The organism is Sphingomonas sp., from assembly GCF_035758555.1.
Classification (GTDB): Bacteria; Pseudomonadota; Alphaproteobacteria; order Sphingomonadales; family Sphingomonadaceae; genus Sphingomonas_B.
Map to the genome: position 1 here is coordinate 13,737 of NZ_DASTXI010000099.1, position 26,224 is coordinate 39,960.

Consider the following 26,224-nt stretch of genomic DNA (forward strand, 5'->3'; position numbering starts at 1 on the left):
CGGAGCAAAGAATGACCAAGGAAACCGAAGCCCAGCTGACCGGCACGACGCCGCGGCGCAAACCCAAGCCGGATATCGACACGATCAACGGCCGCAGGCTGAAGCCTTCGACGCTGATGATGGGCCATGGCTATGACCCGATGCTGTCGGAAGGCTCGCTGAAGCCGCCGATCTTCCTGACTTCGACGTTCGTTTTCGAAAACGCCGCCGCCGGCAAGCGCCATTTCGAGGGCGTGACCGGCAAACGGCCAGGGGGCGCCGAGGGCCTGGTCTATTCGCGCTTCAACGGGCCGGACCAGGAAATCCTGGAAGACCGTCTCAGCGTCTGGGAAGATGCCGAGGAAGCGCTGAGCTTCTCGTCGGGCATGTCCGCAATCGCAACCCTGCTGCTGGCGACGGTCAAGCCCGGCGACACGATCGTCCATTCGGGCCCGCTTTATGCGGCGACCGAAACGCTGATTGCGCGCATCCTTGGCAGGTTCGGCGTCAATTTCCTGGACTTCCCGGCCGGCGCGACCCGCGAGGAGATCGACGCAGTGATGAAGAAGGCCGCCGAGGGCCATGTGTCGCTGATCTACCTCGAAAGCCCGGCCAACCCGACCAACGCGCTGGTCGATGTCGAAGCGGTCGCCGCCAGCCGCGACGCAATCTTCGGCAAGGGTCCGGATGCGCCGCCGATCGCGATCGACAACACCTTCCTCGGCCCGCTCTGGCAGCAGCCGCTGAAGCATGGCGCGGACCTGGTCGTCTATTCGCTGACCAAATATGCCGGCGGCCATAGCGACCTCGTTGCGGGCGGCGTCGTCGGCAAGAAGGCGCTGATCGATCCGATCCGGCTGATGCGCAACACGATCGGCACGATCACCGACCCGAACACCGCCTGGATGCTGCTCCGTTCGCTGGAAACGCTGGAGCTGCGCATGACGCGCGCCGGAGAGAATGCCGCCAAGGTCTGCGCGTTTCTCCGCGACCACCCGAAGGTCGAGCATGTCGGCTATCTCGGCTTCCTGGAAGGAGACCGCCAGGCCGACATCTACAAGCGCCACTGCACCGGCGCCGGCTCGACTTTCTCGCTGTTCCTGAAGGGCGGCGAAGCGGAAGCTTTCCGCTTCCTCGACGCGCTGAAGATCGCGAAGCTGGCGGTCAGCCTGGGCGGCACCGAGACGCTCGCCTCGCACCCGGCCGGCATGACGCACCTGTCCGTGCCAGAGGAGCGCAAGAAGGCGCTGGGGATCACCGACAACCTCGTCCGCATCTCGATCGGGGTCGAGGATGCCGACGAGTTGATCGCGGATTTCGAGCAGGCGCTGGCGGCGGTCTGAACCAAAGCCCCTCCCCTTCTGAGGAGGGGTTGGGGTGGGGCAGTCCGGCCTCTTAAGAGTCTTTTTGGCGCGCAGACGCGCGCGCCCACCCCCTGCCCCTCCCCTGAAGGGGAGGGGTGAACGCGAGGGAACGTCTTGCCCCTGGCGGGATTATCTCGCACTGGTAACGAGATGGATGCGCCTGCCGACTTCGTCGAGGAGAGTGACGCCGGCGGGCGGGTCGTCCGGTTTTCGGGCGCGCTGACGCTGGCGCGGGTCCGCGACCTGCCCGACCGGCTGAGCTCCATCGCAGGTTCCGTCGATACCGTCGACCTGAGCGGCGCCGACCGCATCGACACGATCGGCGCCTGGATCGTCCGGCGCTTCGCCCGCGAGCACGATGCGAAGATCGAAGGCGCGAGTGAGGACGCGCAGCGGCTGCTCGCCGAGGTCGATCGCGCCGACCAGCCGGTCAAGGTGCGCCCCGAAGCGTTGCCGTCCTTCTACCGCGTGCTGGAAGAGATCGGCGCCGCCGTCGCCCAGGCGGGCCGCACGCTGCTCGGCCTGCTCGGCTTCTTTGGCGGCATGATCGTCTCGGCCTTCGCCGTCATGACCCATCCGCGCCGTTTCCGCTGGAACGCGGTGATCCAGCGGTTCGAGGTGGTCGGCGTCTCCGCGCTCGGCATCATCGGGCTGATGAGCTTCCTGATCGGCATCGTCATCGCGCAGCAGGGCGCGGTGCAGCTGCAGCAATTCGGCGCCGAATTCCTGACCATCAACCTGATCGGCCGCATCACCTTGCGCGAGCTGGGGGTTCTGATGACCGCGATCATGGTCGCCGGCCGCTCCGGCTCCGCATTCGCCGCCCAGATCGGCACGATGAAGCTGACCGAGGAAGTCGACGCGATGCGCACGATCGGCGTCTCGCCGATGGAAGCGCTGGTGCTGCCCCGCGTGCTTGCCGCGGTGGTGATGATGCCGCTCCTCGGTTTTTATTCCTCGGTGATAACGATCGTCGGCGGCGGCATCTTCTGCTGGATATCGCTCGATATCCCGCCGGTCACCTTCGTCACGCGGCTGCGCGAAGTGGTGCCGATCACCGACCTCTGGGTCGGCATGGTCAAGGCGCCCGTGTTCGGCGCGATCATCGCGCTGACCGGCTGCTTCCAGGGCATGCAGGTCGAAGGCGATGCCGAGCAGGTCGGCCTGCGCACCACCGCCGCCGTCGTCCAGGCGATCTTCCTGGTCATCGTCATCGACGCGTTCTTCGCCGTCTTCTTCGAACGGATCGGCTGGATATGAGCGACGAGCCGGTCATCCGCGTCCGGGGCCTCAGGAACAGCTTCGGCGACCAGGTCGTCCACGAGGATCTGGACCTGGACGTCTTCAAGGGCGAGATCCTGGGCGTCGTCGGCGGCTCCGGCACCGGCAAATCTGTGTTGATGCGCTCGATCATCGGACTGCAGACGCCCGATGCCGGCGAGATCGAGGTGTTCGGCGAGCCGATCGTCGATCGCACCGAGGCGGAGACCGTCGAGCTGCGCAAGCGCTGGGGCGTGCTGTTCCAGGGCGGCGCGCTGTTCTCGACGCTGACGGTGGCCGAAAACGTGCAGGTCCCCTTGCGCGAATTCTATCCCGATCTCAGCCAGCAGCTGTTGAACGAGATTGCCGCCTACAAGGTGGTGATGACCGGCCTGTCGCCCGAGGCGGGTCCCAAATATCCGGCCGAACTGTCGGGCGGCATGCGTAAGCGCGCCGGCATCGCCCGCGCGCTGGCGCTCGATCCCGAATTGCTGTTCCTCGACGAACCGACCGCCGGGCTCGATCCGATCGGCGCCGCCCATTTCGACGAGCTGACCAAAAGCCTGCGCGACACGCTTGGCCTGACCGTCTTCCTGATCACCCATGACCTCGACACGCTCTACGCGATCTGCGACCGCGTCGCGGTGCTGGCCGACAAGAAAGTGATCGCGGTTGGAACGATCCCGGAACTATTGGCATTGGACCATCCGTGGATACAGGAATATTTCAAGGGACCGCGCGGGCGGATGGCAGCAGCCACCGAAGAGCGAAGAGAAGAAGCTGAGGTGACGCGCTGATGGAGACCCGTTCGAACCACGTCCTGGTCGGAGCGGTGGTGCTGATCCTGCTGCTGGCTGCGGCGGTGTTCACCATCTGGCTCGCCCGCGTCTCCGACAGCGACCAGAAGGTCTACGACATCTTCTTCAAGCAATCGGTCGAAGGTCTCGCGAAGGGATCGAGCGTCAGCTATCGCGGCGTGCCCGTCGGCCAGGTCGAGGACATCAAGATCTGGAAGGACGACCCGAATTTCGTCCGCGTCCGCATCTCGATCGGGGCGGACGTGCCGGTGCTGGTCGGCACGACGGCGACGATCCAGGGCAGCTTCACCGGCGTGTCGACGCTGCTGCTGGAAGGCGCGCAGAAGGGCAACCCGCCGATCACAGAGATCGGACCGGCCGGCGCGCCCGTCATTCCCACCAAGGCCGGCGGCCTCGGCGCGCTCCTCAACAGCGCACCGCAATTGCTGGAGCGATTATCGACCCTGACCGAACGGTTGACCTTGCTGCTGTCGGATCAGAACCAGGCCTCGATCGCGAGCATCCTGAAGAATGTCGACCGGCTGAGCGGCAGCCTGGCCGATCGCGGGCCCGAGATCGCGGCGACGCTGGCCGAAACGCGCGTCGCGGTGAAGCAGGCCGGTGACGCAGCCGAACAGATCGGCAAGCTCGCCGGCACCACCAACCAGCTGCTCGACGAACAGGGCCGTCCGCTGCTGATCGACCTGCGCGAGACGATCGCCCGCGCGCGCAGCAGCATGGACAATCTCGACGCCGTGCTGAAGGACGCGCGGCCGGGCGTGCAGGCCTTCTCCAAGCAGACGCTGCCGGAAGTGGGCCTGCTGGTCCGCGACCTGCGCGACATGGCCGACGCCCTGAGCGGAGTCGCCGAACGGCTCAATCGCGGCGGCGCCGGCTCGCTGGTCGGCAGCCGCAAGCTTCCGGACTATGAGCCCAAATGAGGCCTGAGATGCTCAAATCATTTGATCCGTTCGTTTCGAGCGCAGTCGAGAAACGTAGCACCGACTGTTCTCGACTTCGCTCGAACCGAACGGTGGTGGGGATTCTCCTCGGTCTCACCCTGTCCGGCTGCATCAGCTTCGGCGCCGAACCGCCCGACCAGCTGCTGACGCTGATGCCCGCGCAAACCGTCGCCGCGGGAACATCGCGCACGGTTGCTCCCGGCGATGCGATCACGGTGCTGTGGCCGAGCATTCCCGCCGACCTCAACACCACGCGCGTGCCGGTCCAGGCGACCGCGACATCGGTTGCCTACGTCAAGAACGCGCAGTGGTCGGATACGCCGAACAAGATCTTCGCCCGGCTGCTGGGTGAGACGATCGAGGCGCGCACCGGCCATCCGGTGCTGTCTCCCCGCCAATTTGCGCTCGATCCCGGCACGCGCGTCACCGGCCAGCTCGAACGCTTCGGCATCGACGCCAACCCGCAGCAGGCGGTGGTCGTGTTCGACGCCGTAGTTGCCCGCGGCACCGACATTCGCACGCAACGCTTCGAAGCCCGCGTGCCGGTCGCCGAAATCGAAGCGCAGGCTGTCGGCGCCGCCCTCAACCAGGCTGCAAATCAGGTCGCCGCCGAAGTCGCGGACTGGCTGAAATAAGACCGCTCTCCGATCGGGAGAGGGTTATCCCAGCGACTTGCTCGCCTGCTCGAAGACATCCTTCGACAGGCCCGGCCTGGCGACGATGCGTTCCAGCTCCGCGCGCATCAGCGCGCCGCGAGTTTCCCCGAACCGCCGCCAGCGGCCGAGGGGGGCGACGAATTTGGCCGCGGTCTGCGGGTTGATCGCGTCCAGCGCCAGGATGTTGTCGGCCAGGAAGCGGTAGCCGCGCCCGTCCCCGCTGTGAAAGCCGCGCTGGTTGGCCGAGAAAGCGCCGACCAGCGAGCGCGCACGGTTCGGGTTCGACAGCGTGAAATCGGGATGCTGCGACAGCTTCAGCACCTGCTCCAGCGCGTCCGCGCGGGTCGACAGCGCCTGGGTCGTGAACCATTTGTCGAGCACCAGCGCATCGTCCTTGTGGCGCGCATAAAAGGCGGCAAGCGCGTCCTCGCGCTGCTGCGCCTCGCTGTTGACGAGCACCGACAGCGCTCCCTGCCGGTCGGTCATATTGGTCGCCCCCTGGAACTGATCCCAGGCCAGCCCCGGCGCATCCTCGGCGCCTCCCGCCATCAGAAAACCGAGCGCGATCGAACGGAGCCGCCGCGCGCCTTTCGCCGCCGGCGTCAGCTCGAAGCGGTTGGAGGCGCTGCCGAGATAGCCGGCACGCCACTGCCCTTCGAGCAATCGGCCAAGGTCCGCCCGCAGCGCCTCGCGTGCCTGATGGATCGCCTCCGGGTCGACCGTCGCCATCCGGTCGCCGATGAACGCTTCGGACGGCGGCAGCACCGCCTCCGCAATAAACGCCTTGTCGAGCGCCGGATTTTCCAGCGTCAGCCGCACCGCATCGACCACCGGCGCGAAATCGGCCACGCCTGCTTCGACGCCCGCGATCAGCGTGTCGAGCATCAACTGCTGCAGCGCCTCGTAACGCGCGAACGGATCGTTGTCGTGCGCCGACAGGAGCGCGAGCTCGGCCGCGCCGCGGTCGCTCTCGACGATCACCGGCGCGGAAAAGCCGCGGTTGACCGACAGCACCGGCCGCTCGCCGATGCCTTCGAACCGCACCTCGGCCTGTTCGGTGTCGAGCACGACTAGCCGCTCTTCGCCCTGAACGGCGCCCGTGCCCGCGCCGAACAGCGCCATGCGCAACGGGATCGGCATCGGCTGCTTCAGCGGCTGGCCGGGTGTCGCCGGCACATCCTGGGCAAGCGACACGACCGCGTCCTGCCCTTCCTGCCGCACCGTCGCCTTCACCTTGGGCGTGCCGGCCTGGGCATACCACAGCCGGAATTGCGACAGGTCGATGCCGCCGCCATCCTCCATCGCCTTGACGAAATCGTCGCAGGTGACTGCCTGGCCGTCATGGCGCTCGAAATAGAGATCGGTGCCGCGCCGGTAGCGGTCCGGCCCCAGCATCGTCGCCATCATCCGGATCAGCTCCGCGCCCTTGTTGTAGACGGTGGCGGTGTAGAAATTGCCGATCTCGATATAGCTGTCCGGCCGCACCGGGTGGGCGAGCGGGCCAGCGTCCTCCTGGAATTGCGCCGCGCGGAGCATCCGCACCTGATTGATCCGCTCGACCGCCGCCGAGCCATGATCGGCCGAAAATGACTGGTCGCGAAACACAGTCAGCCCTTCCTTCAGGCTGAGCTGGAACCAGTCGCGGCAGGTGATCCTGTTGCCCGACCAGTTATGAAAATATTCGTGCGCCACCACGGCCGCGATCGCGTCGTAATCCGCGTCGGTCGCCGTTTCCGGATCGGCGAGGATGTAACGCGAATTGAAGATGTTGAGGCCCTTGTTCTCCATCGCGCCGAAGTTGAAGTCTGAGACGGCGACGATGTTGAACACGTCCAGGTCGTATTCGCGGCCGTAGACGCGCTCGTCCCAGGCCATCGCGTCCTTCAGCGCCTGCATCGCGTGCGCGGTCTTCGGCAGGTCCGCCTCGCGCACCCAGATGCCGAGCTCGACCTTGCGGCCGGACATGGTCGTGAAATGATCGCCATTCGCCTTCAGGTCGCCCGCGACCAGCGCGAACAGATAGCAGGGCTTGAAGAAGGGATCGCGCCATTCGGCCCAGTGACGCCCGTTCGGCAGGTCGCCGCCACCGACCCGGTCGCCGTTCGCCAGCAGCACCGGGAAGCGCGCCTTGTCGGCGGTCATGCGAACCGAATAGCGGCTGAGCACGTCCGGGCGGTCGGGGAACGGCGTGATGCGGCGAAAGCCTTCCGCCTCGCACTGGGTGCAGAGCAGCCCGCCCGAGGCATAGAGGCCCATCAACTCGGTATTCGCCTCCGGCACGATCACGCATTCGGTTTCGATCGCGTGCGAGTCCCGGGGCAGGTCAAGGATCAGCGCGCGCCCTTCATCCTGCGGCTGGATCGTCACCCCGTCGACCTTGACCGATACGATCTGCTGTCCGCCATGATCGAGCCTCAGCGGGCCAGGCCCGGCGCGTTCCACCTGCATCCGGCTGCGCACTACGGTTCGCGCGGGATCGAGGTCGAATTCCAACTCAATCTCGGGGACGCGCCAGGCGGGCGGCGTATAGTCCTCGCGGCGGATGACTTGCGGCGCGGCCGCGGCGGTGGTCTGCACGTCTGCCATGCCGGCAGACCTAGCGGCCCGCTCTTCCGATAGGAAGGAGAATGGTGCTGCCGGTGAGGATTGAACTCACGACCTCAGCCTTACCAAGGATGCGCTCTACCACTGAGCTACGGCAGCACGGGCCCGCGGGCGAGGCGCGCACTTGGGCGAGGGCGCGAAGCTTGTCAAGGCGTTGCGGCCGGGTCTAGCGCGGCCGCATGGCCAAGGACGAAGAACGCGAACGACGGCTGGCAGCGGCGCTGCGGGAGAATCTGCGCAAACGGAAGATGCGGGCGCGGGATGATGCTGTGGAGGTCGAGGAGAAGATGAAGCTGGACCCCGGCTCAAGACCGGGGTGACGAGCAGATATATTTCGTCATCCCGGACTGATCCGGGATCCCGCTTCTTTCTCAAATCGCCGCGCACTGCTTCTCCAACCACGCCCGCACGTCATCGTCGAGCTGCGGCGCGATCACCTCGACAACCTTTGCGTGATAGGCGTTCAGCCAGTCCCGCTCCTTCTCCGTCAGCATGTCGGCGTCGATCAGCCGCCGGTCGATCGGCGCGAAGGTGAGCGTGTCGAAGCCCAGCATCTCGCGCTCGGCGCCGGGCACGTCCTTCGGCACCACCAGCACCAGATTCTCGATCCGGATGCCGTATGCGCCGGTTTTGTAATAGCCGGGCTCGTTCGACAGGATCATTCCGGCCGCAAGCGGCTCGTCGCCGCCGCCGAAGGTCGCGATCCGCGCCGGGCCCTCGTGCACAGACAGATAGCTGCCCACGCCGTGGCCGGTGCCGTGCGCATAGTCTAACCCGACTTCCCAGAGCGGACGGCGCGCATAGGCGTCGATCTGCTGTCCGCGCGTGCCCTTGGGGAACAGCGCCGTCGCGATTGCGATGTGTCCTTTGAGCACGCGGGTGAACCGGTCGCGCATTTCCGCCGTCGGCTCGCCGACCGCGACTGTCCGCGTGATATCAGTGGTGCCGTCGCGATACTGGCCGCCCGAATCGATCAGATAGAGCGAGTTGAGCTCCAGCTTCCGGTTCGTTTCCGGCGACGCGCGATAATGGACGATTGCCCCGTTCGGCCCCGCGCCCGAGATCGTGTCGAACGAGAGATCCTCGAGCAGCCCGGTTTCGCGGCGCAGGCTTTCCAGCTTGTCCGAAGCCGTCAGCTCGTCGAGCCCGCCTTTGGGCGCTTCGATCGAAAGCCAGTGGAGGAAGCGCACGATCGCCGCGCCGTCGCGCGCCTGCGCGGCCTGATGGCCGGCAATCTCGGCACCGTTCTTGATGGACTTGGCAAGCACGGCCGGATCGCGCAGCGGGAGCGCTTCTGCCCCACCCTTTTCCAGCCGCTCGAAGATCGCGGCGACGGCCCGCTCCGGGTCGACCGCGACCCGCTTGCCCTGGAAATTCGCAAGCGCTTTCGGAAACTCGGCACGGTCGTGCAGCCGCACCGCGTTGCCGAGATGCTTGGCCACGTCTTCGCCGACCTTTTCCGGCTGCACGAACAGGTCGGCAGTGCCGTCGCGGTTCACCAACGCATAGGCGAGCGCGACCGGCGTGCGCTCGACATCCTTGCCGCGCACGTTGAACGTCCAGGCGATCGAGTCGAGCGCGGACAGCACGACGGCGTCGGCGCGCTTCTTCGCCAGCCAGTCGCCGATTTCGGCTCGCTTCTCGGCGGAGTTCTTGCCGGAATATTCGTCAGGCTGGACGACCAGCCGGGCTCGCGAAGGCTCGGGCCGATCGGGCCAGACCGCATCGACCGGATTGGTGTCGACCGCGACCAGCTCCGCGCCTTTCTCCTTCAGCGCCTTGGTCGCCGCCTCGACCCAGGCGCGCGTGTGCAGCCACGGGTCGTAGCCGATGCGCGCGCCGTCTGCGGCGTGATCGCCGAGCCAATCGGAGACGGAGGTTTCCGGCACCGACACATAGGCCCAGTGCTTCGGATCGACCTGCTCGCGCACCTGCAGCGTGTAGCGCCCGTCGACGAAGATCGCCGCTTCCTCCGGCAGCACGACCGCCGTGCCCGCCGAGCCCTGGAAGCCAGTCAGCCAGGCGAGCCGCTGCGCATAGGCGCCGACATATTCGCTCATATGCTCGTCGGTCAGCGGCACGACGAACCCGTCCAGCCGATCCCGCTTCAGCTGCTCGCGGAGCGCGGCAAGACGCGCTTCATAGGTGGACATGGGGGCTCTCCTGCAATCTGGGTTCCCCGACTGATAGCAGGCCCACAGTTGCGCCCCAAGCCCGCTCGTCCCGAGCGAAGTCGAGAGGCGCTGCGAGGCGGCGCCCTTCGACTACGCGCTTCGCGCTCCGCTCAGGACGAGCGATTCCTGCGGCTTAGACGAGTCTGCTCTGCTTCACCGCCGCCGCGACAAACCCAGCAAACAGCGGGTGCGGGTCGAATGGCTTCGATTTCAGCTCCGGGTGAAACTGAACGCCCACGAACCAGGGATGGTCCGGCCGCTCGACGATCTCGGGGAGCGTGCCGTCCGGGCTCATGCCGGTGAACAGCAGCCCGCCCTTCTCAAGCGCTTCGCGATAATGGACGTTCACTTCGTAGCGGTGGCGGTGGCGCTCGCTGATCTCGCGGGCGCCGTAGATCGATTCGACGACGCTGTTGCCCGTCAGCGCCGCCGGGTAGGCGCCGAGCCGCATCGTGCCGCCCAGATCGCCGTCCGCCGCCCGCTTCTGCAAGCCTTCCTTCGACATCCATTCGGTGATCAGGCCCACCACCGGCTCTTCGGTCGGGCCGAATTCGGTCGTCGACGCGCCCGCGATGCCGGACACGTTCCTCGCGCCCTCGATGCAGGCCATCTGCATGCCCAGGCAGATGCCGAAGAACGGCACGTTGCGTTCGCGGGCGAAGCGGACGCTGGAGATCTTGCCCTCCGACCCGCGCTCGCCGAACCCGCCCGGCACCAGGATGCCGTGCATCGGCTCCAGCTTCGCCGCGACCTCGTCCTCATGCTCGAACAGCTCGGCGTCGAGCCACTGGATGTTGACCTTCACGCGGTTGGCGATGCCGCCATGGACCAGCGCTTCGTGCAGCGATTTGTAGGCGTCGGGGAGCCCCACATATTTGCCCACCACGCCGATCGTGACCTCGCCCTCGGGATTTTCGAGCCGGTCCATGATCTCGGTCCAGCGCGAGAGATTGGGCGAGGCCGGCGGCGTCTCGATCCCGAAGGCGCGCAGCACTTCGCGATCCAGACCCTCGGCATGATATTGGAGCGGCACGCCGTAGATGCTTTTCGCATCCAAGGCAGGGACGACGGCTTCCTTCCTGACGTTGCAGAACAGCGCGATCTTGGCGCGCTCGCCGTCGGGCAGCGGCTTTTCGCAGCGGCAGACCAGCACGTCCGGCTGGATGCCGAGCGCGGTCAGCTCGCGGACGCTGTGCTGGGTCGGCTTGGTCTTCAGCTCGCCGGCGGCAGCGATGTACGGCACCAGCGTCACGTGGACGAACACGGTGTTGTCGCGCCCGAGTTCATTCCGCAGCTGCCGGATCGCCTCGATAAAGGGCAGCGATTCGATGTCGCCGACGGTGCCGCCGATCTCGCACAGCACGAAATCCAGGTCGTCGGTCTCGGCCTGCGCGAACGCCTTGATCGCGTCGGTCACGTGCGGGATCACCTGCACCGTCGCACCGAGATAATCGCCGCGCCGTTCGCGCTGGATGATCGTCTGGTAGATGCGGCCCGACGTGATGTTGTCGGACTGGCGCGAAGGCACGCCGGTGAAGCGCTCGTAATGGCCGAGGTCCAGGTCCGTCTCCGCCCCGTCGTCGGTCACATAGACTTCGCCGTGCTGATACGGACTCATCGTGCCCGGATCGACGTTCAGATAGGGATCGAATTTCCGGATCCGGACGCGGTACCCGCGCGCCTGCAAGAGCGCCGCGAGCGACGCCGCCATAAGGCCCTTGCCAAGCGAGGAGACCACGCCGCCGGTGATAAAAATATACCGCGCCATGGGAGTCGAGGCTTAGCCGCGGGATGGCGGCGGGGGCAAGGATTGATTGCCAGAATTAGCCAAATCACCGCTCGTCCCGAGCGAAGTCGAGGGGCGCTGCTCGGAAACCCATGCTCGCGCCCTTCGACCTACGGCCTCCGGCCTCCGGCCTCCGCTCGGGACGAGCGGCTGATTACTTGCCCGCAGGCGCCGGCGCGGTGCCGTTCCCCGTCGCCTGGCCAGCCGCCGCGGCGAGCGGGTCGGTCGGCACGGTCGTCGGCGCCGTCACCGGGGCGGGGGCCGACTGGACCGGCGTCGCCGCGGACGCGTCGATCGTGCCCGTGCGCTGGTTCATCGCCGCGAGGGTCGCCAGCGAAATGCAGCAGATGATGAACGCGGTCGCGAGGATCGCGGTCGCGCGGGTCAGGAAGTCCGCCGCGCCGCGCGCCGACATCAGGCCCGACGGGCTGCCGCCTGTGAAGCCGCCACCTTCCGACCGCTGGATCAGGATAACGGTCACAAGGCCCGCCGCGATCAGCGCCTGGAGAACGAGGAGGAAGGTGAACATGGGCGTCTTTCTTGTCGGTAAGTGGCGCGCGCCTTAGCGATTTATCTTTGGTTCGTCACCCCGGACTTGATCCGGGGTCCACCTTTCTCAGGCCGCGTGGAAGAAGAAGGTGGATGCCGGATCAAGTCCGGCATGACAATCAGCTTGCGGCGACGTTCTCCGCAGCCTTGGCGACGCCGACCAGCGACGGGCGCAGCAGGCGGTCGCGAATCATGTAACCGGCCTGCATTTCCTGCACGATCGTGCCGGGTTCGACGTCTGCCGTCGGCAGCTCGATCATCGCCTGGTGGCGATTGGGGTCGAGCTTTTCGCCCAATGCCGTCACCTTGCTGATGCCGTTGCGTTCGAACACCGCGGTCAGCTCGCGGCCGGTCGCCTCAATCCCGGCGACCAGGCCCTTGAACCGTTCGTCCTCGCGCAGATCGGCGGGAATCGCCTGCAGCGCCCGCTCCAGATTGTCGGCGACCGTCAGCATGTCGCGGGCAAAGCCGGTCGCGGCATAGGCGCGCGCGTCCTGCGCGTCCTTTTCCAGCCGCCGCCGGACATTCTGCGTCTCCGCCTGCGCATACAAAGCAGCGGCCCTGGCTTCGGCCAGTTCCGCTTCCAGCGCCTGCACCCGGTCGTGCTCCGCCACTTCGGGCGCATCCGCAGCCGTCTCTTCGCGAACCGTCTCGTTCTCGTCCATCATCCCATCAATCTCGAAAGGGTTTGTGCCGTAAAGTCTACCATCGGGACCACGCGCGCATAATTCAACCGGGTCGGGCCGATCACGCCGACAACGCCCACCACCCGCCCATCGCTCCCGCGATAGGGCGAAGCGATCACCGACGAGCCGGACAAGGCGAACAGCTTGTTCTCCGAACCGATGAAAATCTTGGTCGCGGCCCCATCGGCGGCGCTGTCGAGCAGCCGCGCGATTTCCTGCCGGTCCTCCAGCTCGCCGAGCAGCTGGCGCACCCGTTCCAGGTCCTCGGCCGCACCGCCGTCGAGCAGGTGCGACTGGCCGCGCACGATCAGCACCGGACGCCGGTCGCCGTCTTCGGACCAGACGGCAAGCCCGTGCTCGATCAGCGCCCGCGCCGCGCGGTCCAGCGCCGCCCTGCCCCGCCGGATTTCGGCGGAAAGCCGCGCCCGCGCTTCGCCAAGCGTCAGTCCGCTCAGCTCGGCGCTGACAAAATTGGCCGCCTCGACGAGTGCCGAGGGCGTCGTCCCGCGCGGCAACTCGATCACCCGATTCTCGACGCTGCCGTCCTGCCCGACCAGCACCGCCATCGCCTGGTCGTGCGACAACGGCACGAAGCCGATCTGGCGAAGCCGCGGCTCGCGCTTCGGCACCATTACGACGCCGGCGCAGGCGGACAGGTCCGACAATGCCGTCGTCGCGGCCGACAAAGCGCTTTCGATCGGCCCGCCGCTCAGCTGGCGTTCGATCAGCCGCCGCTCCTCCGCGCTCGGCTCGGCCGCCTGCATGATCGCATCGACGAACAGCCGCAGCCCCTGCTCGGTCGGCATCCGCCCGGCAGAGATGTGCGGCGCCGAGAGCAAGCCGGCTTCCTCCAGGTCCTGCATCACGTTGCGAATCGAGGCCGGCGACAGGTTGAACCCGCCGACCTTCGAGATCGTCCGCGATCCGACCGGCACGCCGGTGCCCAGATACGATTCGACGACCACGCGAAACACTTCGCGCGCCCGGTCGGACAATTCGGTGATCGGCTGGGTCGCCATGGGCGTGGATGTAGGGAAACTGTTCTTTTTCGTCACCCCGGACTTGATCCGGGGTCCACCTGCCTTATCGGGCTCCAATCAAGCAGAAGGTGGATCCCGGCCCAAGGCCGGGATGACGAAAGGAATTCATACAATGCGACCCTCAGGCCGCGCGCCCGATCAGATGCGCGCCATCACCATCGAGCCCAATTACACCCGTCACGCCGAGGGATCGGTCCTGATCGGCTTCGGCGACACCAAGGTACTCGTCACCGCCAGCGTCGAGGAGCGCGTGCCGCCCTTCCTGCGCGGCAAGGGCGAAGGCTGGGTCACGGCCGAATACGGCATGCTGCCGCGCGCGACGCACACCCGCGGCAATCGCGAGGCCGCCAAGGGCAAGCAATCCGGCCGCACGCAGGAGATCCAGCGGCTGATCGGTCGATCGCTGCGCGCCGTCGTCGACCTGAAGGCGCTCGGCGAGCGGCAGATCACGCTCGACTGCGACGTGCTGCAGGCGGACGGCGGCACCCGCACCGCCTCGATCTCCGGCGCATGGGTGGCGCTGCGCCTTGCGATCGACACGCTGAACCTCCCTATCGATCCGATCCAGCGCAAGGTCGCAGCGGTCAGTTGCGGCATCTATGAGGGAACTCCAGTGCTCGACCTCGATTATCCCGAGGACTCATCCGCCCATTGCGACGGGAATTTCGTGCTGACCGACGACAACAACATCATCGAGGCGCAGGTGACGGCCGAAGGCGCCTGCTATGACGAGGAAGGGCTGCTGCGGCTGCTCCGCCTCGCCCGGATCGGCTGCGCGGAGATTTTCGCGGCCCAGGCGAAAGCCGTCGGGCGGTGAATTACCAGGACAGCCGCAAGCTCCAGCCCGGCAAGCTGGTCGTCGCCAGCCACAATCCGGGCAAGGTGAAAGAGATTGCGGCGCTGCTGGGTCCGCACGGCATCGAGCCGGTCTCGGCCGGCACGCTCGGCCTGCCCGAGCCCGACGAGACCGGAACCACGTTCGCCGCCAATGCCGAGCTGAAGGCGCTGCTCGCGGCCGACCTTTCCGGCCAGCCCGCAATCGCGGACGACAGCGGTCTGTGCGTCGAGGCGCTGGGGCTGGAGCCCGGCATCTTCTCCGCGCGCTGGGCGGGCCCGGACAAGGACTTCAATTTCGCGATGCGGCTGGTCGAGGACCATCTGGAACGGGCCGGTCCCGAGGCGGGCCGCGGCGCCCATTTCATGTGCGCGCTCGCGGTCGCCTGGCCCGACGGCCATCTGGAGGTCTTTGAAGGCCGGGTCGATGGCGTGCTGGTCTGGCCGCCCCGCGGCGACCGCGGCTTCGGCTACGATCCGATGTTCGTGCCGAACGGATACGATCAGACCTTCGGCGAAATGGACCCGGACGAAAAGCACCGGATCAGCCATAGGGCGGCTGCCTTCGCCAAGCTGAAGGCGGCGCTGCTGTGACCTTAGCCCCTCCCCTTCAGGGGAGGGGTTGGGGTGGGGCAGGTCCGGCTGCTCCAGAGCCAGTAACCAGCCCCACCCCCAACCCCTCCCCTGAAGGGGAGGGGCTTCGTCCTCTCGCCCTCTACATCCACTGGCCGTTCTGCGTCTCGAAATGTCCCTATTGCGACTTCAACTCGCACGTCCGGGAGCAGGTCGACCAGGACCAATGGCGCGCCGCGCTCCTCGCCGACCTTGCGCATGAGGCGACGCTGACGCCCGGCCGTCCGCTCTCGTCGATCTTCTTCGGCGGCGGCACGCCGTCGCTGATGCCGCCGCAGACCGTCGCCGCGCTGATCGAGGCGGCCGAGCGGGACTGGGGCTTCGCACCGGACATCGAGATCACGCTGGAGGCGAATCCGTCGTCGGTCGAGGCGGCGCGGTTCGGCGATCTCGCCCGGGCCGGCGTCAACCGCGTGTCGCTGGGCTTGCAGGCGCTCGACGATGGCGCCCTGACCTTTCTCGGCCGCGCGCATTGCCTGAGCGAGGGCCTGCTTGCGCTGGATACCGCGCAGGCGTCGTTCGGCCGCACCAGCTTCGACCTGATCTACGCCCGTCCCGGCCAGTCGCTCGGCGATTGGGAGGCCGAGCTCCGCCTCGCCCTCAGCTTCGGCACCGGGCACCTGTCGCTCTACCAGCTGACGATAGAGCCCGGCACCCGCTTCGCCGCGCTCGCCGCCAGGGGCGCGCTGCCCGAAACCGATTCCGACCGCGCCGCCGACCTGTTCGAGCTTACCCGCGCCGTCGCAGCGGCAGCAGGACTCCCCGCTTACGAAGTCTCGAACCACGCCCGCCCCGGCGAGGAGAGCCGCCATAACCTCACCTATTGGCGCTATCGCGACTATATCGGCGTCGGCCCCGGCGCGCATGGCCGCCGCCTCACGGCTGCCAGCTTCCGTCGGAAAAAGCCCGAGAATTTCCTGGCCGCGGTCGCGCGCAACGGCCACGGCATCGAAAGCGAGGACGCACTGACGCCGCAGACGCGGGCGGCCGAAGCCCTGCTGATGGGCCTGCGGCTGGAGGAAGGCGTCGACCTGGCGCGGCTGGCCGAGGTGACCGGGATAACGGAGCTGGTGGACGAAGCCGCGGTCGCGCGACTGGCCGGACACGGGTTGGTGATCCGCAACGATAGCCGCCTTCAGGTCACGCCTGCGGGCATGCTCGTGCTCAACCGGATAATTGCAGAGATCGTCGCTTAGCGGACCCGATATCAGATTGGGACCTCATGCGAGCTATCGTCGGCCCCGCCTTGAGCCAGGATCCCGCTTCTTCCTTGTGCGGAAGGGCAACGAGCCCCGGGCTCAACGCCGGGGTGACGACAGCCAGATATCGGTCTCCGACTACCCGTCGAACCGCGTTGGTGCCGGGCTGACCACCGAGGTGCCCGCCGGTCCGACCTGCTGCACCTCCAGCGCGCGGTCGACGATGCCGTTGCTGCGGAAGCGGAACGGGCCGTCGATGCCGGTGAAGCCGCCCTGATCGAGCAGCCGAGCGACCGGGAAGTCGGTGCCGACCCGCCAGTCCTGCGCGATCCGCGTCACCAGCAGCACCGCGTCATAGCCCATCGACGAAATCCGGTAGGGCCCGGTGCCATAGCGCGCCCGGTATTTGGCAGCGAGCTGGCGATAGAGCCCGTCCGACACGCTCGCGAACCAGGCGCCCTGCAGCGACGTCAGGCTGCCGATCCCGTTCTCGGTGTTCCACAACTCGGTGCCCAGCACCTTCGCGTCGGGCGCATCCTTGCGGAGCAAGGTGACAGCACCGGAGGCGTTGCGCGCATTGTCCGCGATCAGCACCGCGTCATAGGTCGAGGCGGTGCCGATCTTGGCGATCGCGCCGGCGAGACCGCCCTTGCTGCGATCGTACATCTGCATCGCGACGACCTGTCCGCCGGCGCCTTCGACCGATCGCAGCATCGCGTTGGTTGCGCGGCGCCCATAGGTGCCGACCGGGGCAAGGCCCGCAAACTTGGTCATGCCTTTGGAACGCGCGAACCGGACGACCCGATCGATCGATTCGGCCGGAGTGTAGCCCATGATGAAGGCGCCGTTGCCGGCCACGCTGGTGTCGTTGGAAAAGCTGATCAGCGGCACGTGCGCCTTTTGCGCGATCGGCAGGACCAGCCGCACATTCTCGGCCAGCAACGGCCCCAGGATCACCTTGTTGCCTTCGGCGACGGCGCGGTTGGCCGCCGCCGCCGCACCGGTTGCCGTATCGTAGAAAGTGACGCGGATGCGCTTGCCGCCGGTGTCGAGCACCGCCAGATTCGCGGCATTGGCGATCGACTGGCCGACACCGCCATTCGCCCCGGAAAGCGGTACGAGCAGCGCGATCCGGTGCCGGTTCTGGTCCTCCGGCAGCTCGGGGCCGACCGGGGGGGGCGCTTCCACCGTCGGCGGCGGAGGCGGCGGCGGGGCTGTCCCCCGGCGCGGTCCCGATACGCAGGCGGCAAGCGCAAGCAGCCCGGCCAGCGCGCCGAACCTCGTCGCTCGCCTCACCCAGTGTTGCGGCGCGGTCGCTGCCTCTGCCATGACGGTCCTTACATGCAAGAAAAGCTGAAACCCGGCCTCTATATTGTCGCGACCCCGATCGGCAACCTGTCCGATCTGTCCCCGCGCGCTGCCCACATCCTCGCGCGCGCCGACGTGCTGGCGGTCGAGGACAGCCGGGTGACGGCGAAGCTCCTCCAGCACATCGGCGTGCGGCGGCCGATGATTCCGTATCACGACCACAATGCCGATCGCGTGCGGCCCGAGCTGATCGCTCGGATGGCCGGCGAATCGGTCGCGCTCGTCTCGGACGCCGGCACGCCGTTGATCTCCGATCCCGGCTACAAGCTGGTCCGCGACGCGCGTGCCGCCGGCCTGGCGGTGACGACGATCCCCGGCCCCTGCGCCGCGATCGCCGCGCTGACGCTGGCCGGATTGCCGACAGATCGTTTCCTGTTCGCCGGCTTCCTGCCGAGCAAGGCGAAAGCCCGCGCCGACGCAATCGCGGAACTGGCGGGCGTGCGGGCGACGCTCGTATTCTACGAATCGGGCCCGCGCCTCGCAGCGGCGCTCGCGGCACTGGCGGAAGGCCTCGGCCCGCGCGAAGCCGCCGTCGCGCGCGAGATCAGCAAGGCGTACGAAGAAGCTGTCACGGCTCCCCTTCCTGAGCTCGCGGCCCGCTACGCCGACGCGCCGCCCAAAGGCGAGATCGTCATCGTTGTTGCCCCACCGGGAGAGGCCGAGGCGGCAAGCGAAGATGATGTGGAAGCGGCGTTGCGCGAGGCGCTAAAGCGGCTGCCTCCGGCCAAGGCGGCCGGCGAAGTGGCGAGAGCGCTGGGCGCGGACCGGAAAGCGCTCTACGCGCGGGCCATGGCGCTCAAGTCGGATGGGTAACCGCCACCGTGCCGAGCGCCGGGGCCGGATCGGCGAAGCTGCCGCCGCGCTGTGGCTCAACCTCCAGGGCTGGAGCATCGTTGCCCGTCGCGTGCGCACGCCGGTGGGCGAAGTCGACCTGATCGCGCGCCGCGGCCGCATTGTCCTCTTCGTCGAAGTGAAGACCCGCGCGACCCGACCCGAGCTCGATCTGGCGATCGACGAGCATCGGCTGTCCCGCGTCGCCTCCGCTGCATCGATGCTCGCGCCCCGCTATGCCCGGCCCGGCGACGACATCCGCGTCGACGTGATCCTGCTTGCGCCGTGGAGCCTCCCCCGCCACATCCGCAACGCCTGGGTCGGCTGACCCTCCAGAGGAACAAGAAAATGAGCCTGAGAGTCGCCGTGCAGATGGACCCGCTGGAGGGCATCAACATCGCCGGCGATTCGAGCTTTGCGCTGATGCTGAAGGCGCAGGAACGCGGGCACCAAGTCTATCACTACACCGCCGACCGGCTGAACTACCGCGACGGTCGCGTCTGGACGATGGCGCATCCGGTCCGCGTTCAGCCCGTGCTCGGCAATCATTTCGCGGTCGATGCGCCGGTGAAGATCGACCTCGGCCGCGACATCGACGTGGTGCTGATGCGGCAGGACCCGCCGTTCGACCTCGGCTATATCACTGCCACCCACCTGCTGGAGCGGATCGCGCATGAGACGCTGGTCGTGAACGACCCCGTCTCGGTCCGGAACGCGCCGGAAAAAGTGTTCGTGCTCGATTACGCGCGGTTCATGCCGCCGACGCTGATCACCCGCGAGCTCGACGAAGCCCGCGCCTTCCTTGCCGAGCATGGCGAGATCGTTGTCAAGCCGCTCCACGGCAATGGCGGCAAGGCGGTCTTCAAGGTCGGCCGCGACGGCGCCAATCTCTCGTCGCTGATCGAGGTGTTCAACACCGCCTATCGCGAGCCGCACATGGTGCAGGCGTTCCTGCCCGGCGTGGCCGAGGGCGACAAGCGCATCATCCTGATCGACGGCGAAGTGACCGGCGCCGTCAATCGCATCCCCGGCGAAGGCGAGATTCGCTCCAACCTCGCCGTTGGCGGCAAGGCGGCGAAGACCGACCTGACGGCGCGGGAGCGCGAAATCTGCGCCGCGCTGAGGCCGGAACTGAAGCGCCGCGGGCTTCTGTTTGTCGGCATCGACGTGATCGGCGGCGAGTGGCTGACCGAGATCAACGTCACCTCGCCGACCGGCATCGTTGCCATCGACAAGTTCAACGGCACCGACACGCCGGCGCTGATCTGGGACGTGATCGAGCGCAAGGTGGCAGAGAGAAGCTAGAGCCCTTCCACCGATCGTTTCGAGCGAAGTCGAGAAACAACTGCTCCCGGCTTGCGCTTCTCGACTTCGCTCGAAGCGGACGGCCTTAGAACAGAGGCATTTCCCTACATGACCGATTTCATCGTCCACCTGATCGCGCGCGGCGGCTATGCCGGCATCTTCCTGCTGATGGTGCTGGAGAATGTCTTCCCGCCGATCCCGTCCGAGGTGATCATGGGCCTGGGCGGCATCGCCGTCGAACAGGGCGAAATGTCCTTCGTGCCGCTGGTGCTCTGGGGCACGATCGGTACCACGATCGGCAATTACTTCTGGTACTGGATCGGCCGGCGCACCGGCTATCAGCGTTTCCGGCCGTTCGTGGAGCGGTACGGCCGCGTCCTGACGCTCGACTGGCACGAGGTGGAGAAGCTGCACCGCTTCTTCCTGAGCCATGGCCACTGGGTCATCTTTGCTGCCAGGTTCATGCCCACAGGCCGCACCCTGATCTCGATTCCCGCCGGCATGGCGCGAATCCCGTTCTGGGAGTTCACGCTCTGGACCTTTGCGGGCAGCGCGATCTGGAACTCGGTGCTGGCCGGGGCGGGCGTTTTCCTGAGCCACAATTTCCACCAGCTGCAGGACTATGTCGGGCCGGTCGCGCTTGCGGTGATGGCCGGCATGGTCGGCTGGTATCTGTGGCGCGTCTTCACCTGGAAACCGCGCGGCTAGAGCCGCTCGATCCGTCCGTTTCCTTCGCTCGTCCCGAGCGGAGCGCGAAGCGCGAAGTCGAGGGGCGATTGCACAAAGCTCTAAGCCGCGCCCCTCGACTTCGCTCGGGACGAGCGAATCGTTTTGGACGCATAGGGGTTCAAGCGCGGGGATGGGCGTTTCGGTAGACGTCCATCAGGTGCGCGGCGTCGACCGCGGTGTAGATCTGGGTCGAGCTAAGGCTTGCATGGCCGAGCAGTTCCTGCAGCGAACGGAGATCGACGCCGCGGCCGAGCAGGTGCGTCGCAAAGCTGTGCCTGAGCGCATGCGGCGTCGTCCGCTCCGACAGGCCCAGCCGGCCCCGCGCCCGCCGCACCGCGCGTCTGATCTGCGAGGGCTCCAGCGGCCCGCCGCGCGCGCCGCGAAACAACGCCTGGTTTTTCGCCGGCGAATAGGGACAGGCCGCGACATAAGACTCGATCGCATCGCGCACCTGCGGCAGCAGCGGCACCACGCGGGTCTTGTTGCGCTTGCCGGTGACGGTGAGGGTGGCGCCCAGCGGCAGCGCCGCGCCGGTCAGCCCCATCGCCTCGCCGATCCGCAGGCCTGCACCGTAGAGCAGCAGCAGCACCGCCAGGTCGCGCGCGCCGGTCCAACCGTCGCGTTCCTCCGCCACGTCCTCGGCCAGCGCGACTGCTTCGGCAGGCGAGACCGGGCGCGGCACGCCTTTCTTGACCTTGGGGCCCTTCAGCCGCGGCGCCTCGACGCCGGCAAAGGCCAGGAAGGTGCGCACTGCCGACAGCTCGCGCGCGGCCGAAGCGTTCCCGAGCCCATCGCCACGCCGATCAGCAAGGAAGGCGCGCAGGTCGGCGACGCCGATCGCCTTCAGCAACGCCGCATCGACAGGGCGGCCGTGATGTTCCGAAAGAAAGGCGAGCAACCGCTCAGCGGTCGCAACATAGGCGCGCACCGTATGCACCGATCGCCGCCGGTCCCGGCGCAGGTGATCGGCAAAGGCTTGGGCGAGCGACACGGCGTCCTTCTAGGCCATCCCCGCGCAAGCGGGAATCCAGCAATTTGGCTCGCACGAAGAGCACAAAGGCCACGAAGAAGAGCCTCTCTCCGCAGGCTTCGTGTTCTTCGTGCGAGATATATGGACGCTAGCTGATCTTCTGCCCGGTTTTCGCCCAATCGGCGAGGAAGCCTTCGATGCCCTTGTCGGTGAGCGGGTGTTTGACCAGTTGCCGGATCACCGCCGGCGGCATCGTCGCGACGTCGGCCCCGAGCTTAGCCGATTCGAGCACGTGAATCGGGTGGCGCACGCTGGCGACAAGGATCTCGGTCGCGAAATCGTAATTGTCGTAAATCAGGCGAATATCGCTGATCAGCTGCATCCCGTCGAAGCCGACATCGTCATGCCGCCCGACGAACGGCGACACGAACGTCGCGCCCGCCTTGGCCGCCAGCAGCGCCTGGTTCGCGGAAAAGCAGAGCGTCACGTTCACCATCGTGCCGTCGCCGGTCAGCTTGCGGCAGGTCTTCAGCCCGTCGAGCGTCAGCGGCACCTTCACCGCGACATTGTCGGCGATCTTCCGGAGCGTTTCCGCCTCCTTCATCATCGTCTCGTGGTCGAGCGCGACCACCTCGGCGGAAACCGGCCCCGGCACGATCGCGCAGATTTCCTTCACCACATCCAGGAAATCGCGCCCGGCCTTGTGGATCAGCGACGGATTGGTGGTGACGCCATCGAGAAGGCCGGTCTCGGCGAGCTCGCGGATGTCGTTGGTGTCGGCCGTGTCGACGAAGAATTTCATGACGAATCCCATTGCATCGGCGTCATCCCGGACTTGATCCGGCGCACGCCTTTCTCCAGACGCTCCTAAAGAAGGTGGATGCCGGATCAAGTCCGGCATGACGGGGTGATCATTGAGCAGCGTCAATTCCGATCCGCGCATCGCGCAACTCTTGTCGGCAGCGGCAGCCGAGCAGCGGGCGCAGCGCCCGCACGAAGCGGTCAAATATCTGGAGCAGGTGGTCGCGATCGCGCCCGATCATCCGCAGGCGCTGAATTCGCTCGGCACCCATGCGCTGGGGCGCGGCGACTTCGCCGCTGCGCGCGACCATTTCGCGGGCGCCGCAGCCGCCGATCCAGGCGAGCCGGTGCTGTGGCTCAATCTCGCCCGTGCACATCGCGAACTGAACGACAAGGACGGCGAACTTGCCGCGCTCGATCGCGTACTGGCGATCGATGCACGCGACTTCATGGCGCTGCTGCGCAAGGCGCATCTGTTCCAGCGCAGCGGCGACGACGCCCTCGCGGCACAGCATTGGGGTCAGGCCAGCGCCGTCGCTCCGCCCGATGAGCAATTGCCGCCCGAACTCAGGACACTGCTGACCGAAGGGCGCGCTTTCGCGTTCCGCCACAACCAGCGATTCGGCGAGGCGATCGACGCGGCGATGGGCGACCTGCTGGCCGAATTGCCCCCCCGGCAGACGCGCCGCGCACGTGCGGCGATCGACGCGATGCTCGGCCGCCGCGCTATCTATACCAACATTTGCGAGGGAGGGATGAACTTCCCGTTCCTCCCCGCCGACGAATTCTTCGACCGCGAGCATTTTCCGTGGATGGAATCGCTGGAGGCCGCTGCGCCGGCGATCCGCGCGGAATTGCAGAGCCTGCTCGAAACGGGGGACGAAGGCTTCGCGCCCTATGTCCAATATCCTTCAGGCTATCCCGAAAGCAAATGGAGCGAGCTCGACCATAGCGAACGCTGGAGCGCCTATTTCCTGTGGCGCCACGGCAAGCGGATCGACGCGCATTGCGCGCGTTGCCCGCAGACTGCCGCGGCGGTCGAGAAGCTCCCGCTCGCCGATCACGCCGGCCGTGCTCCGACGGTGTTCTTCTCGCTGCTCCACCCGAAAACCAGAATCCCGCCGCACACCGGCGTCACCAATTCGCGCACGATCGTCCATCTTGGCCTGATCGTGCCGGAGAAATGCGGCTTCCGCGTCGGCGGCGAAGTTCGCGAGTGGCATGAAGGCCAGGCCTTCGCCTTCGACGACACGATCGAGCATGAGGCCTGGAACGACAGCGACCAATTGCGCGCGGTGCTGATCTTCGACGTCTGGAACCCTCACATCACTCCGCAGGAGCGCGATCTGGTGTCTCGCTTCTACGCGGCCGCGGATGCCAGCGGTCTGATGGCGCCGACCGAGGACTGATCCGCTTTTGACAGCCGGGCATGGGCGCTTAGATGCAGTGCCGTGTCCCGCGCCCGCGTCCTCCTGCTGAACCCCGTGCTCGGGCCGCTCGACTACCGCGTTCCCTATGGCATGGCCGTCGAGCCCGGCTCGATCGTCATCGCGCCACTCGGCCCGCGCCAGCTGACCGGCGTGGTGTGGGAACCGGAGCGGATGCCGTCGGACGCGGAGGTCGGCGACAACCGGCTGCGCAACCTGATCGCCGTTCACGAGGCGCCGCCACTTGCGACGCCGCTGCGCCGCCTGATCGAGTGGACGGCCGACTATTATCTCGCCCCGTCCGGCGCAGTGCTGCGGATGGCGCTGCCATCCTCGTCCGCGCTGGAGAGCGGGCGCACGGTGCTCGAATATCGCGCGACCGGCATCGTCCCCGATCGCCTGACGACGCAGCGTGCCCAGGCGCTGGAGCGGATCGGCGACCGGCAGGGGCTGGTGCGCGAGCTGGCGCTGATCGCGGGCGTATCCGATGCAGTGATCCGCGGTCTCTGCAAGGCCGGCGCGATCGAGCCGATCGAGGTGGCGCTCGACACCCCATTTCCCGACCCCGATCCGGATCATGCGCCGCCCGAACTCACGCTCGAGCAGGCCGAAGCCGCGGCGCGTTTTACGCTGGCGGTCGGCGCAGGCGCGTTCCAGCCTTTCGTGCTCGACGGCGTTACCGGCTCGGGCAAGACCGAGGTCTATTTCGAAGCCGTCGCCGCTGCGATCCGCGACGGCCGGCAGACGCTGGTGCTACTCCCCGAGATCGCGCTGACCGAGCCGTTCCTGCGCCGCTTCGACGCGCGTTTCGGCGTGCTGCCGGTCGCCTGGCATTCGGGCCTGCGCCAGTCGCAGCGCCGTCGCGCCTGGCGGGCGATCGCCAGCGGCGAAGCGAAGGTTGTGGTCGGCGCGCGCTCCGCCCTGTTCCTCCCCTATCGCGATCTTGGCCTGATCGTCGTCGACGAGGCGCATGAGTCGAGCTTCAAGCAGGAAGAGGGCGTCCAGTACCACGCCCGCGACACGGCGGTGATGCGCGCGCATTTCGAGAACATACCCGTCATCCTCGCCTCGGCCACGCCGGCGATCGAGACCCGCCACCAGGTGGAACTCGGCCGCTACGAAGACGTGAAGCTGCCGGCCCGTTTCGGCGGCGCGCAACTGCCCGAAATCGCCCCGATCGACCTGCTGCAGGACCCGCCGCCGCGCGGCCACTGGCTCGCCCCGACTTTGGTCGCGGCGATCGAGGAGACGCTGGCGCGCGGCGAGCAGAGCCTGCTGTTCCTCAATCGCCGCGGCTATGCGCCGCTGACGCTGTGCCGCCATTGCGGACACCGGTTCCAATGCCCGAATTGCACCGCCTGGCTGGTCGAACACCGGCTGATCCACCGGCTGCAATGCCATCATTGCGGGCTGATCGCGAAGCCGCCGGAGCTGTGCCCGGAGTGCAAGGCCGAGGACTCGCTCGTCGCCTGCGGGCCGGGCGTCGAACGGATCGCCGACGAAGTCGCCGCACTTTTCCCCGATGCGCCGCGCGCGATCGTCACGTCCGACACGATCTGGTCCCCCGCCAAGGCGGCGGAATTCGTCGCGCGGATGGAAGCGAACGAGATTTCGATCGTGATCGGCACCCAATTGGTCACCAAGGGCTATCATTTTCCGAACCTGACTTTGGTCGGCGTCGTCGATGCGGACCTTGGCCTGTCCGGCGGCGACCTGCGCGCGGCGGAGCGGACGTTCCAGCAGATTGCCCAGGTCGCCGGCCGCGCCGGGCGGGGCGAGAAGCCGGGTCGCGTGTTCGTCCAGACGCATGACGTCAACGCGCCCGTCATCCAGGCGCTCGTCAGCGGCGACACTGAGAGCTTCTACGCGGCCGAGACCGAGGCCCGCCGCGAAGCCGGCGCGCCGCCGTTCGGGCGGATGGCGGCGATCGTCGTCAGTTCGGAAAACGCCCAGGCCGCGATCGAGACCGCCCGCCTGATCGGCAAGACCGCGCCGCAGGTCGAGGACATGTTCGTCTTCGGCCCCGCCCCCGCCCCGCTGGCAATGCTCCGCGGCCGCCATCGCCACCGCCTGCTCGTCCACGCCCGCCGCAGCCTCGACGTGCAGGACGTGATCCGCGACTGGCTCGGCGCGCTCGACTGGCCGGCGAGCGTCAGGGTCAGCGTCGATGTGGATCCCTATTCTTTCCTCTAGCGCCTTCCCCACTGCCTCGCCTAATCATCGCCCACCACCGGGAGGGTCCCTGATGTTTCGCGCCTTGTTCACTGCCG

At 67.2% G+C, this 26,224-nt stretch carries 24 protein-coding genes and 1 tRNA gene; 15 read left to right on the plus strand and 10 right to left on the minus strand.

The window, feature by feature from the left end; genetic code table 11:
- Positions 1-11: 11 nt before the first annotated feature.
- From VFT73_RS05995 to VFT73_RS06015, 5 genes are all read left to right on the plus strand, one after another.
- Positions 12-1,322 (plus strand): cystathionine gamma-synthase family protein, encoded by a 1,311-nt coding sequence (locus tag VFT73_RS05995; RefSeq protein ID WP_326409253.1) that lies wholly within the window; start codon positions 12-14, stop codon positions 1,320-1,322.
- 171 nt (positions 1,323-1,493) lie between these two features.
- Positions 1,494-2,603 (plus strand): ABC transporter permease, encoded by a 1,110-nt coding sequence (locus tag VFT73_RS06000; protein WP_326409254.1) that lies wholly within the window; start codon positions 1,494-1,496, stop codon positions 2,601-2,603.
- A complete protein-coding gene (locus VFT73_RS06005; protein WP_326409255.1) occupies positions 2,600-3,400 on the plus strand; it encodes an ABC transporter ATP-binding protein in 801 nt (266 codons plus the stop codon). The genes VFT73_RS06000 and VFT73_RS06005 overlap by 4 nt, the downstream gene beginning before the upstream one ends.
- Entirely contained in the window at positions 3,400-4,341 is a 942-nt protein-coding gene (locus tag VFT73_RS06010) for an MlaD family protein (protein ID WP_326409256.1), read from the plus strand. The genes VFT73_RS06005 and VFT73_RS06010 overlap by 1 nt, the downstream gene beginning before the upstream one ends.
- A 95-nt stretch (positions 4,342-4,436) precedes the next feature.
- Positions 4,437-4,997 carry an ABC-type transport auxiliary lipoprotein family protein gene (locus VFT73_RS06015; protein ID WP_326409257.1) on the plus strand — a complete coding sequence of 187 codons (561 nt, stop codon included), beginning with the start codon at positions 4,437-4,439 and terminating at the stop codon, positions 4,995-4,997.
- Between the two features lie 24 nt (positions 4,998-5,021).
- Here the strand turns inward: VFT73_RS06015 and pepN are convergent, their stop codons facing one another.
- The gene (gene pepN / locus VFT73_RS06020) at positions 5,022-7,604 is read right to left on the minus strand and encodes an aminopeptidase N (protein WP_326409258.1); all 2,583 of its coding nucleotides are present in this window, start codon (positions 7,602-7,604) and stop codon (positions 5,022-5,024) included.
- Positions 7,605-7,646: 42 nt separating this feature from the next.
- Positions 7,647-7,721, minus strand: a tRNA-Thr gene (locus tag VFT73_RS06025).
- 80 nt (positions 7,722-7,801) lie between these two features.
- Here VFT73_RS06025 and VFT73_RS06030 point away from each other — a divergent pair.
- On the plus strand, positions 7,802-7,942 hold the full coding sequence (locus VFT73_RS06030) for a hypothetical protein (RefSeq protein WP_326409259.1): 141 nt from the start codon (positions 7,802-7,804) through the stop codon (positions 7,940-7,942).
- Between the two features lie 51 nt (positions 7,943-7,993).
- Here the strand turns inward: VFT73_RS06030 and VFT73_RS06035 are convergent, their stop codons facing one another.
- The 5 genes from VFT73_RS06035 to hrcA all read right to left on the minus strand — a co-directional run bounded on the left by VFT73_RS06035 (position 7,994) and on the right by hrcA (position 13,836).
- Entirely contained in the window at positions 7,994-9,775 is a 1,782-nt protein-coding gene (locus tag VFT73_RS06035; RefSeq protein WP_326409260.1) for an aminopeptidase P family protein, read from the minus strand.
- A 154-nt stretch (positions 9,776-9,929) separates the two neighbouring features.
- Positions 9,930-11,564, minus strand: a complete 1,635-nt coding sequence (locus VFT73_RS06040) for a CTP synthase (protein ID WP_326409261.1) — start codon at positions 11,562-11,564, stop codon at positions 9,930-9,932.
- A 172-nt stretch (positions 11,565-11,736) separates the two neighbouring features.
- A complete protein-coding gene (gene secG, locus VFT73_RS06045; protein ID WP_326409262.1) occupies positions 11,737-12,111 on the minus strand; it encodes a preprotein translocase subunit SecG in 375 nt (124 codons plus the stop codon).
- 139 nt (positions 12,112-12,250) lie between these two features.
- Positions 12,251-12,799: a nucleotide exchange factor GrpE gene (grpE, locus tag VFT73_RS06050; protein ID WP_414712800.1), complete on the minus strand. Its 549-nt coding sequence runs from the start codon at positions 12,797-12,799 to the stop codon at positions 12,251-12,253.
- Positions 12,796-13,836 (minus strand): heat-inducible transcriptional repressor HrcA, encoded by a 1,041-nt coding sequence (hrcA, locus tag VFT73_RS06055; RefSeq protein WP_326409264.1) that lies wholly within the window; start codon positions 13,834-13,836, stop codon positions 12,796-12,798. Before hrcA ends, grpE begins: the two co-directional genes overlap by 4 nt.
- A gap of 133 nt (positions 13,837-13,969) precedes the next feature.
- Here hrcA and rph point away from each other — a divergent pair, with 133 nt between their 5' ends.
- The 3 genes from rph to hemW all read left to right on the plus strand — a co-directional run bounded on the left by rph (position 13,970) and on the right by hemW (position 16,520).
- A complete protein-coding gene (rph, locus tag VFT73_RS06060; RefSeq protein ID WP_326409265.1) occupies positions 13,970-14,674 on the plus strand; it encodes a ribonuclease PH in 705 nt (234 codons plus the stop codon).
- Complete coding sequence (gene rdgB, locus VFT73_RS06065) at positions 14,671-15,285, plus strand: RdgB/HAM1 family non-canonical purine NTP pyrophosphatase (RefSeq protein WP_326409266.1); 615 nt, start codon at positions 14,671-14,673, stop codon at positions 15,283-15,285. Before rph ends, rdgB begins: the two co-directional genes overlap by 4 nt.
- Before the next feature lie 125 nt (positions 15,286-15,410).
- Positions 15,411-16,520: a radical SAM family heme chaperone HemW gene (hemW, locus tag VFT73_RS06070; RefSeq protein ID WP_326409277.1), complete on the plus strand. Its 1,110-nt coding sequence runs from the start codon at positions 15,411-15,413 to the stop codon at positions 16,518-16,520.
- A gap of 141 nt (positions 16,521-16,661) precedes the next feature.
- On the opposite strand, the gene VFT73_RS06075 is transcribed toward hemW, so the two are convergent.
- Positions 16,662-17,711: a penicillin-binding protein activator gene (locus VFT73_RS06075; protein ID WP_326409267.1), complete on the minus strand. Its 1,050-nt coding sequence runs from the start codon at positions 17,709-17,711 to the stop codon at positions 16,662-16,664.
- Between the two features lie 153 nt (positions 17,712-17,864).
- Here VFT73_RS06075 and rsmI point away from each other — a divergent pair, with 153 nt between their 5' ends.
- The 4 genes from rsmI to VFT73_RS06095 all read left to right on the plus strand — a co-directional run bounded on the left by rsmI (position 17,865) and on the right by VFT73_RS06095 (position 20,735).
- Positions 17,865-18,704, plus strand: coding sequence for a 16S rRNA (cytidine(1402)-2'-O)-methyltransferase (rsmI, locus tag VFT73_RS06080; RefSeq protein WP_326409268.1), 840 nt, complete (start codon positions 17,865-17,867; stop codon positions 18,702-18,704).
- Entirely contained in the window at positions 18,697-19,050 is a 354-nt protein-coding gene (locus VFT73_RS06085) for a YraN family protein (RefSeq protein WP_326409269.1), read from the plus strand. The genes rsmI and VFT73_RS06085 overlap by 8 nt, the downstream gene beginning before the upstream one ends.
- 20 nt (positions 19,051-19,070) lie before the next feature.
- Entirely contained in the window at positions 19,071-20,027 is a 957-nt protein-coding gene (gene gshB / locus VFT73_RS06090) for a glutathione synthase (protein WP_326409270.1), read from the plus strand.
- Between the two features lie 108 nt (positions 20,028-20,135).
- Positions 20,136-20,735, plus strand: coding sequence for a DedA family protein (locus VFT73_RS06095; protein ID WP_326409271.1), 600 nt, complete (start codon positions 20,136-20,138; stop codon positions 20,733-20,735).
- Positions 20,736-20,874: 139 nt separating this feature from the next.
- On the opposite strand, the gene VFT73_RS06100 is transcribed toward VFT73_RS06095, so the two are convergent.
- Positions 20,875-21,747, minus strand: a complete 873-nt coding sequence (locus tag VFT73_RS06100; protein ID WP_326409272.1) for a tyrosine recombinase XerC — start codon at positions 21,745-21,747, stop codon at positions 20,875-20,877.
- A gap of 127 nt (positions 21,748-21,874) precedes the next feature.
- Positions 21,875-22,528, minus strand: a complete 654-nt coding sequence (gene fsa, locus VFT73_RS06105) for a fructose-6-phosphate aldolase (RefSeq protein WP_326409273.1) — start codon at positions 22,526-22,528, stop codon at positions 21,875-21,877.
- 112 nt (positions 22,529-22,640) lie between these two features.
- Between fsa and VFT73_RS06110 the strand changes: the two genes are divergently transcribed.
- Together VFT73_RS06110 and VFT73_RS06115 are read left to right on the plus strand one after the other, a co-directional pair.
- Positions 22,641-23,936 (plus strand): aspartyl/asparaginyl beta-hydroxylase domain-containing protein, encoded by a 1,296-nt coding sequence (locus VFT73_RS06110; protein ID WP_326409274.1) that lies wholly within the window; start codon positions 22,641-22,643, stop codon positions 23,934-23,936.
- Between the two features lie 42 nt (positions 23,937-23,978).
- Positions 23,979-26,147 (plus strand): primosomal protein N', encoded by a 2,169-nt coding sequence (locus VFT73_RS06115; protein WP_326409275.1) that lies wholly within the window; start codon positions 23,979-23,981, stop codon positions 26,145-26,147.
- Positions 26,148-26,224: the final 77 nt, after the last annotated feature.

What these genes read in the sequence shown, in the direction of transcription:
- VFT73_RS05995 (WP_326409253.1), top strand. Translation starts at nt 12, where the DNA reads ATGACCAAGGAAACCGAAGCCCAGCTGACCGGCACGACGCCGCGGCGC.
- VFT73_RS06000 (WP_326409254.1), top strand. Translation starts at nt 1,494, where the DNA reads ATGGATGCGCCTGCCGACTTCGTCGAGGAGAGTGACGCCGGCGGGCGG.
- VFT73_RS06005 (WP_326409255.1), top strand. Translation starts at nt 2,600, where the DNA reads ATGAGCGACGAGCCGGTCATCCGCGTCCGGGGCCTCAGGAACAGCTTC.
- VFT73_RS06010 (WP_326409256.1), top strand. Translation starts at nt 3,400, where the DNA reads ATGGAGACCCGTTCGAACCACGTCCTGGTCGGAGCGGTGGTGCTGATC.
- pepN (WP_326409258.1), bottom strand. Translation starts at nt 7,604, where the DNA reads ATGGCAGACGTGCAGACCACCGCCGCGGCCGCGCCGCAAGTCATCCGC.
- VFT73_RS06030 (WP_326409259.1), top strand. Translation starts at nt 7,802, where the DNA reads ATGGCCAAGGACGAAGAACGCGAACGACGGCTGGCAGCGGCGCTGCGG.
- VFT73_RS06035 (WP_326409260.1), bottom strand. Translation starts at nt 9,775, where the DNA reads ATGTCCACCTATGAAGCGCGTCTTGCCGCGCTCCGCGAGCAGCTGAAG.
- VFT73_RS06040 (WP_326409261.1), bottom strand. Translation starts at nt 11,564, where the DNA reads ATGGCGCGGTATATTTTTATCACCGGCGGCGTGGTCTCCTCGCTTGGC.
- secG (WP_326409262.1), bottom strand. Translation starts at nt 12,111, where the DNA reads ATGTTCACCTTCCTCCTCGTTCTCCAGGCGCTGATCGCGGCGGGCCTT.
- grpE (WP_414712800.1), bottom strand. Translation starts at nt 12,799, where the DNA reads ATGATGGACGAGAACGAGACGGTTCGCGAAGAGACGGCTGCGGATGCG.
- hrcA (WP_326409264.1), bottom strand. Translation starts at nt 13,836, where the DNA reads ATGGCGACCCAGCCGATCACCGAATTGTCCGACCGGGCGCGCGAAGTG.
- rph (WP_326409265.1), top strand. Translation starts at nt 13,970, where the DNA reads ATGCGACCCTCAGGCCGCGCGCCCGATCAGATGCGCGCCATCACCATC.
- rsmI (WP_326409268.1), top strand. Translation starts at nt 17,865, where the DNA reads ATGCAAGAAAAGCTGAAACCCGGCCTCTATATTGTCGCGACCCCGATC.
- VFT73_RS06085 (WP_326409269.1), top strand. Translation starts at nt 18,697, where the DNA reads ATGGGTAACCGCCACCGTGCCGAGCGCCGGGGCCGGATCGGCGAAGCT.
- gshB (WP_326409270.1), top strand. Translation starts at nt 19,071, where the DNA reads ATGAGCCTGAGAGTCGCCGTGCAGATGGACCCGCTGGAGGGCATCAAC.
- VFT73_RS06095 (WP_326409271.1), top strand. Translation starts at nt 20,136, where the DNA reads ATGACCGATTTCATCGTCCACCTGATCGCGCGCGGCGGCTATGCCGGC.
- fsa (WP_326409273.1), bottom strand. Translation starts at nt 22,528, where the DNA reads ATGAAATTCTTCGTCGACACGGCCGACACCAACGACATCCGCGAGCTC.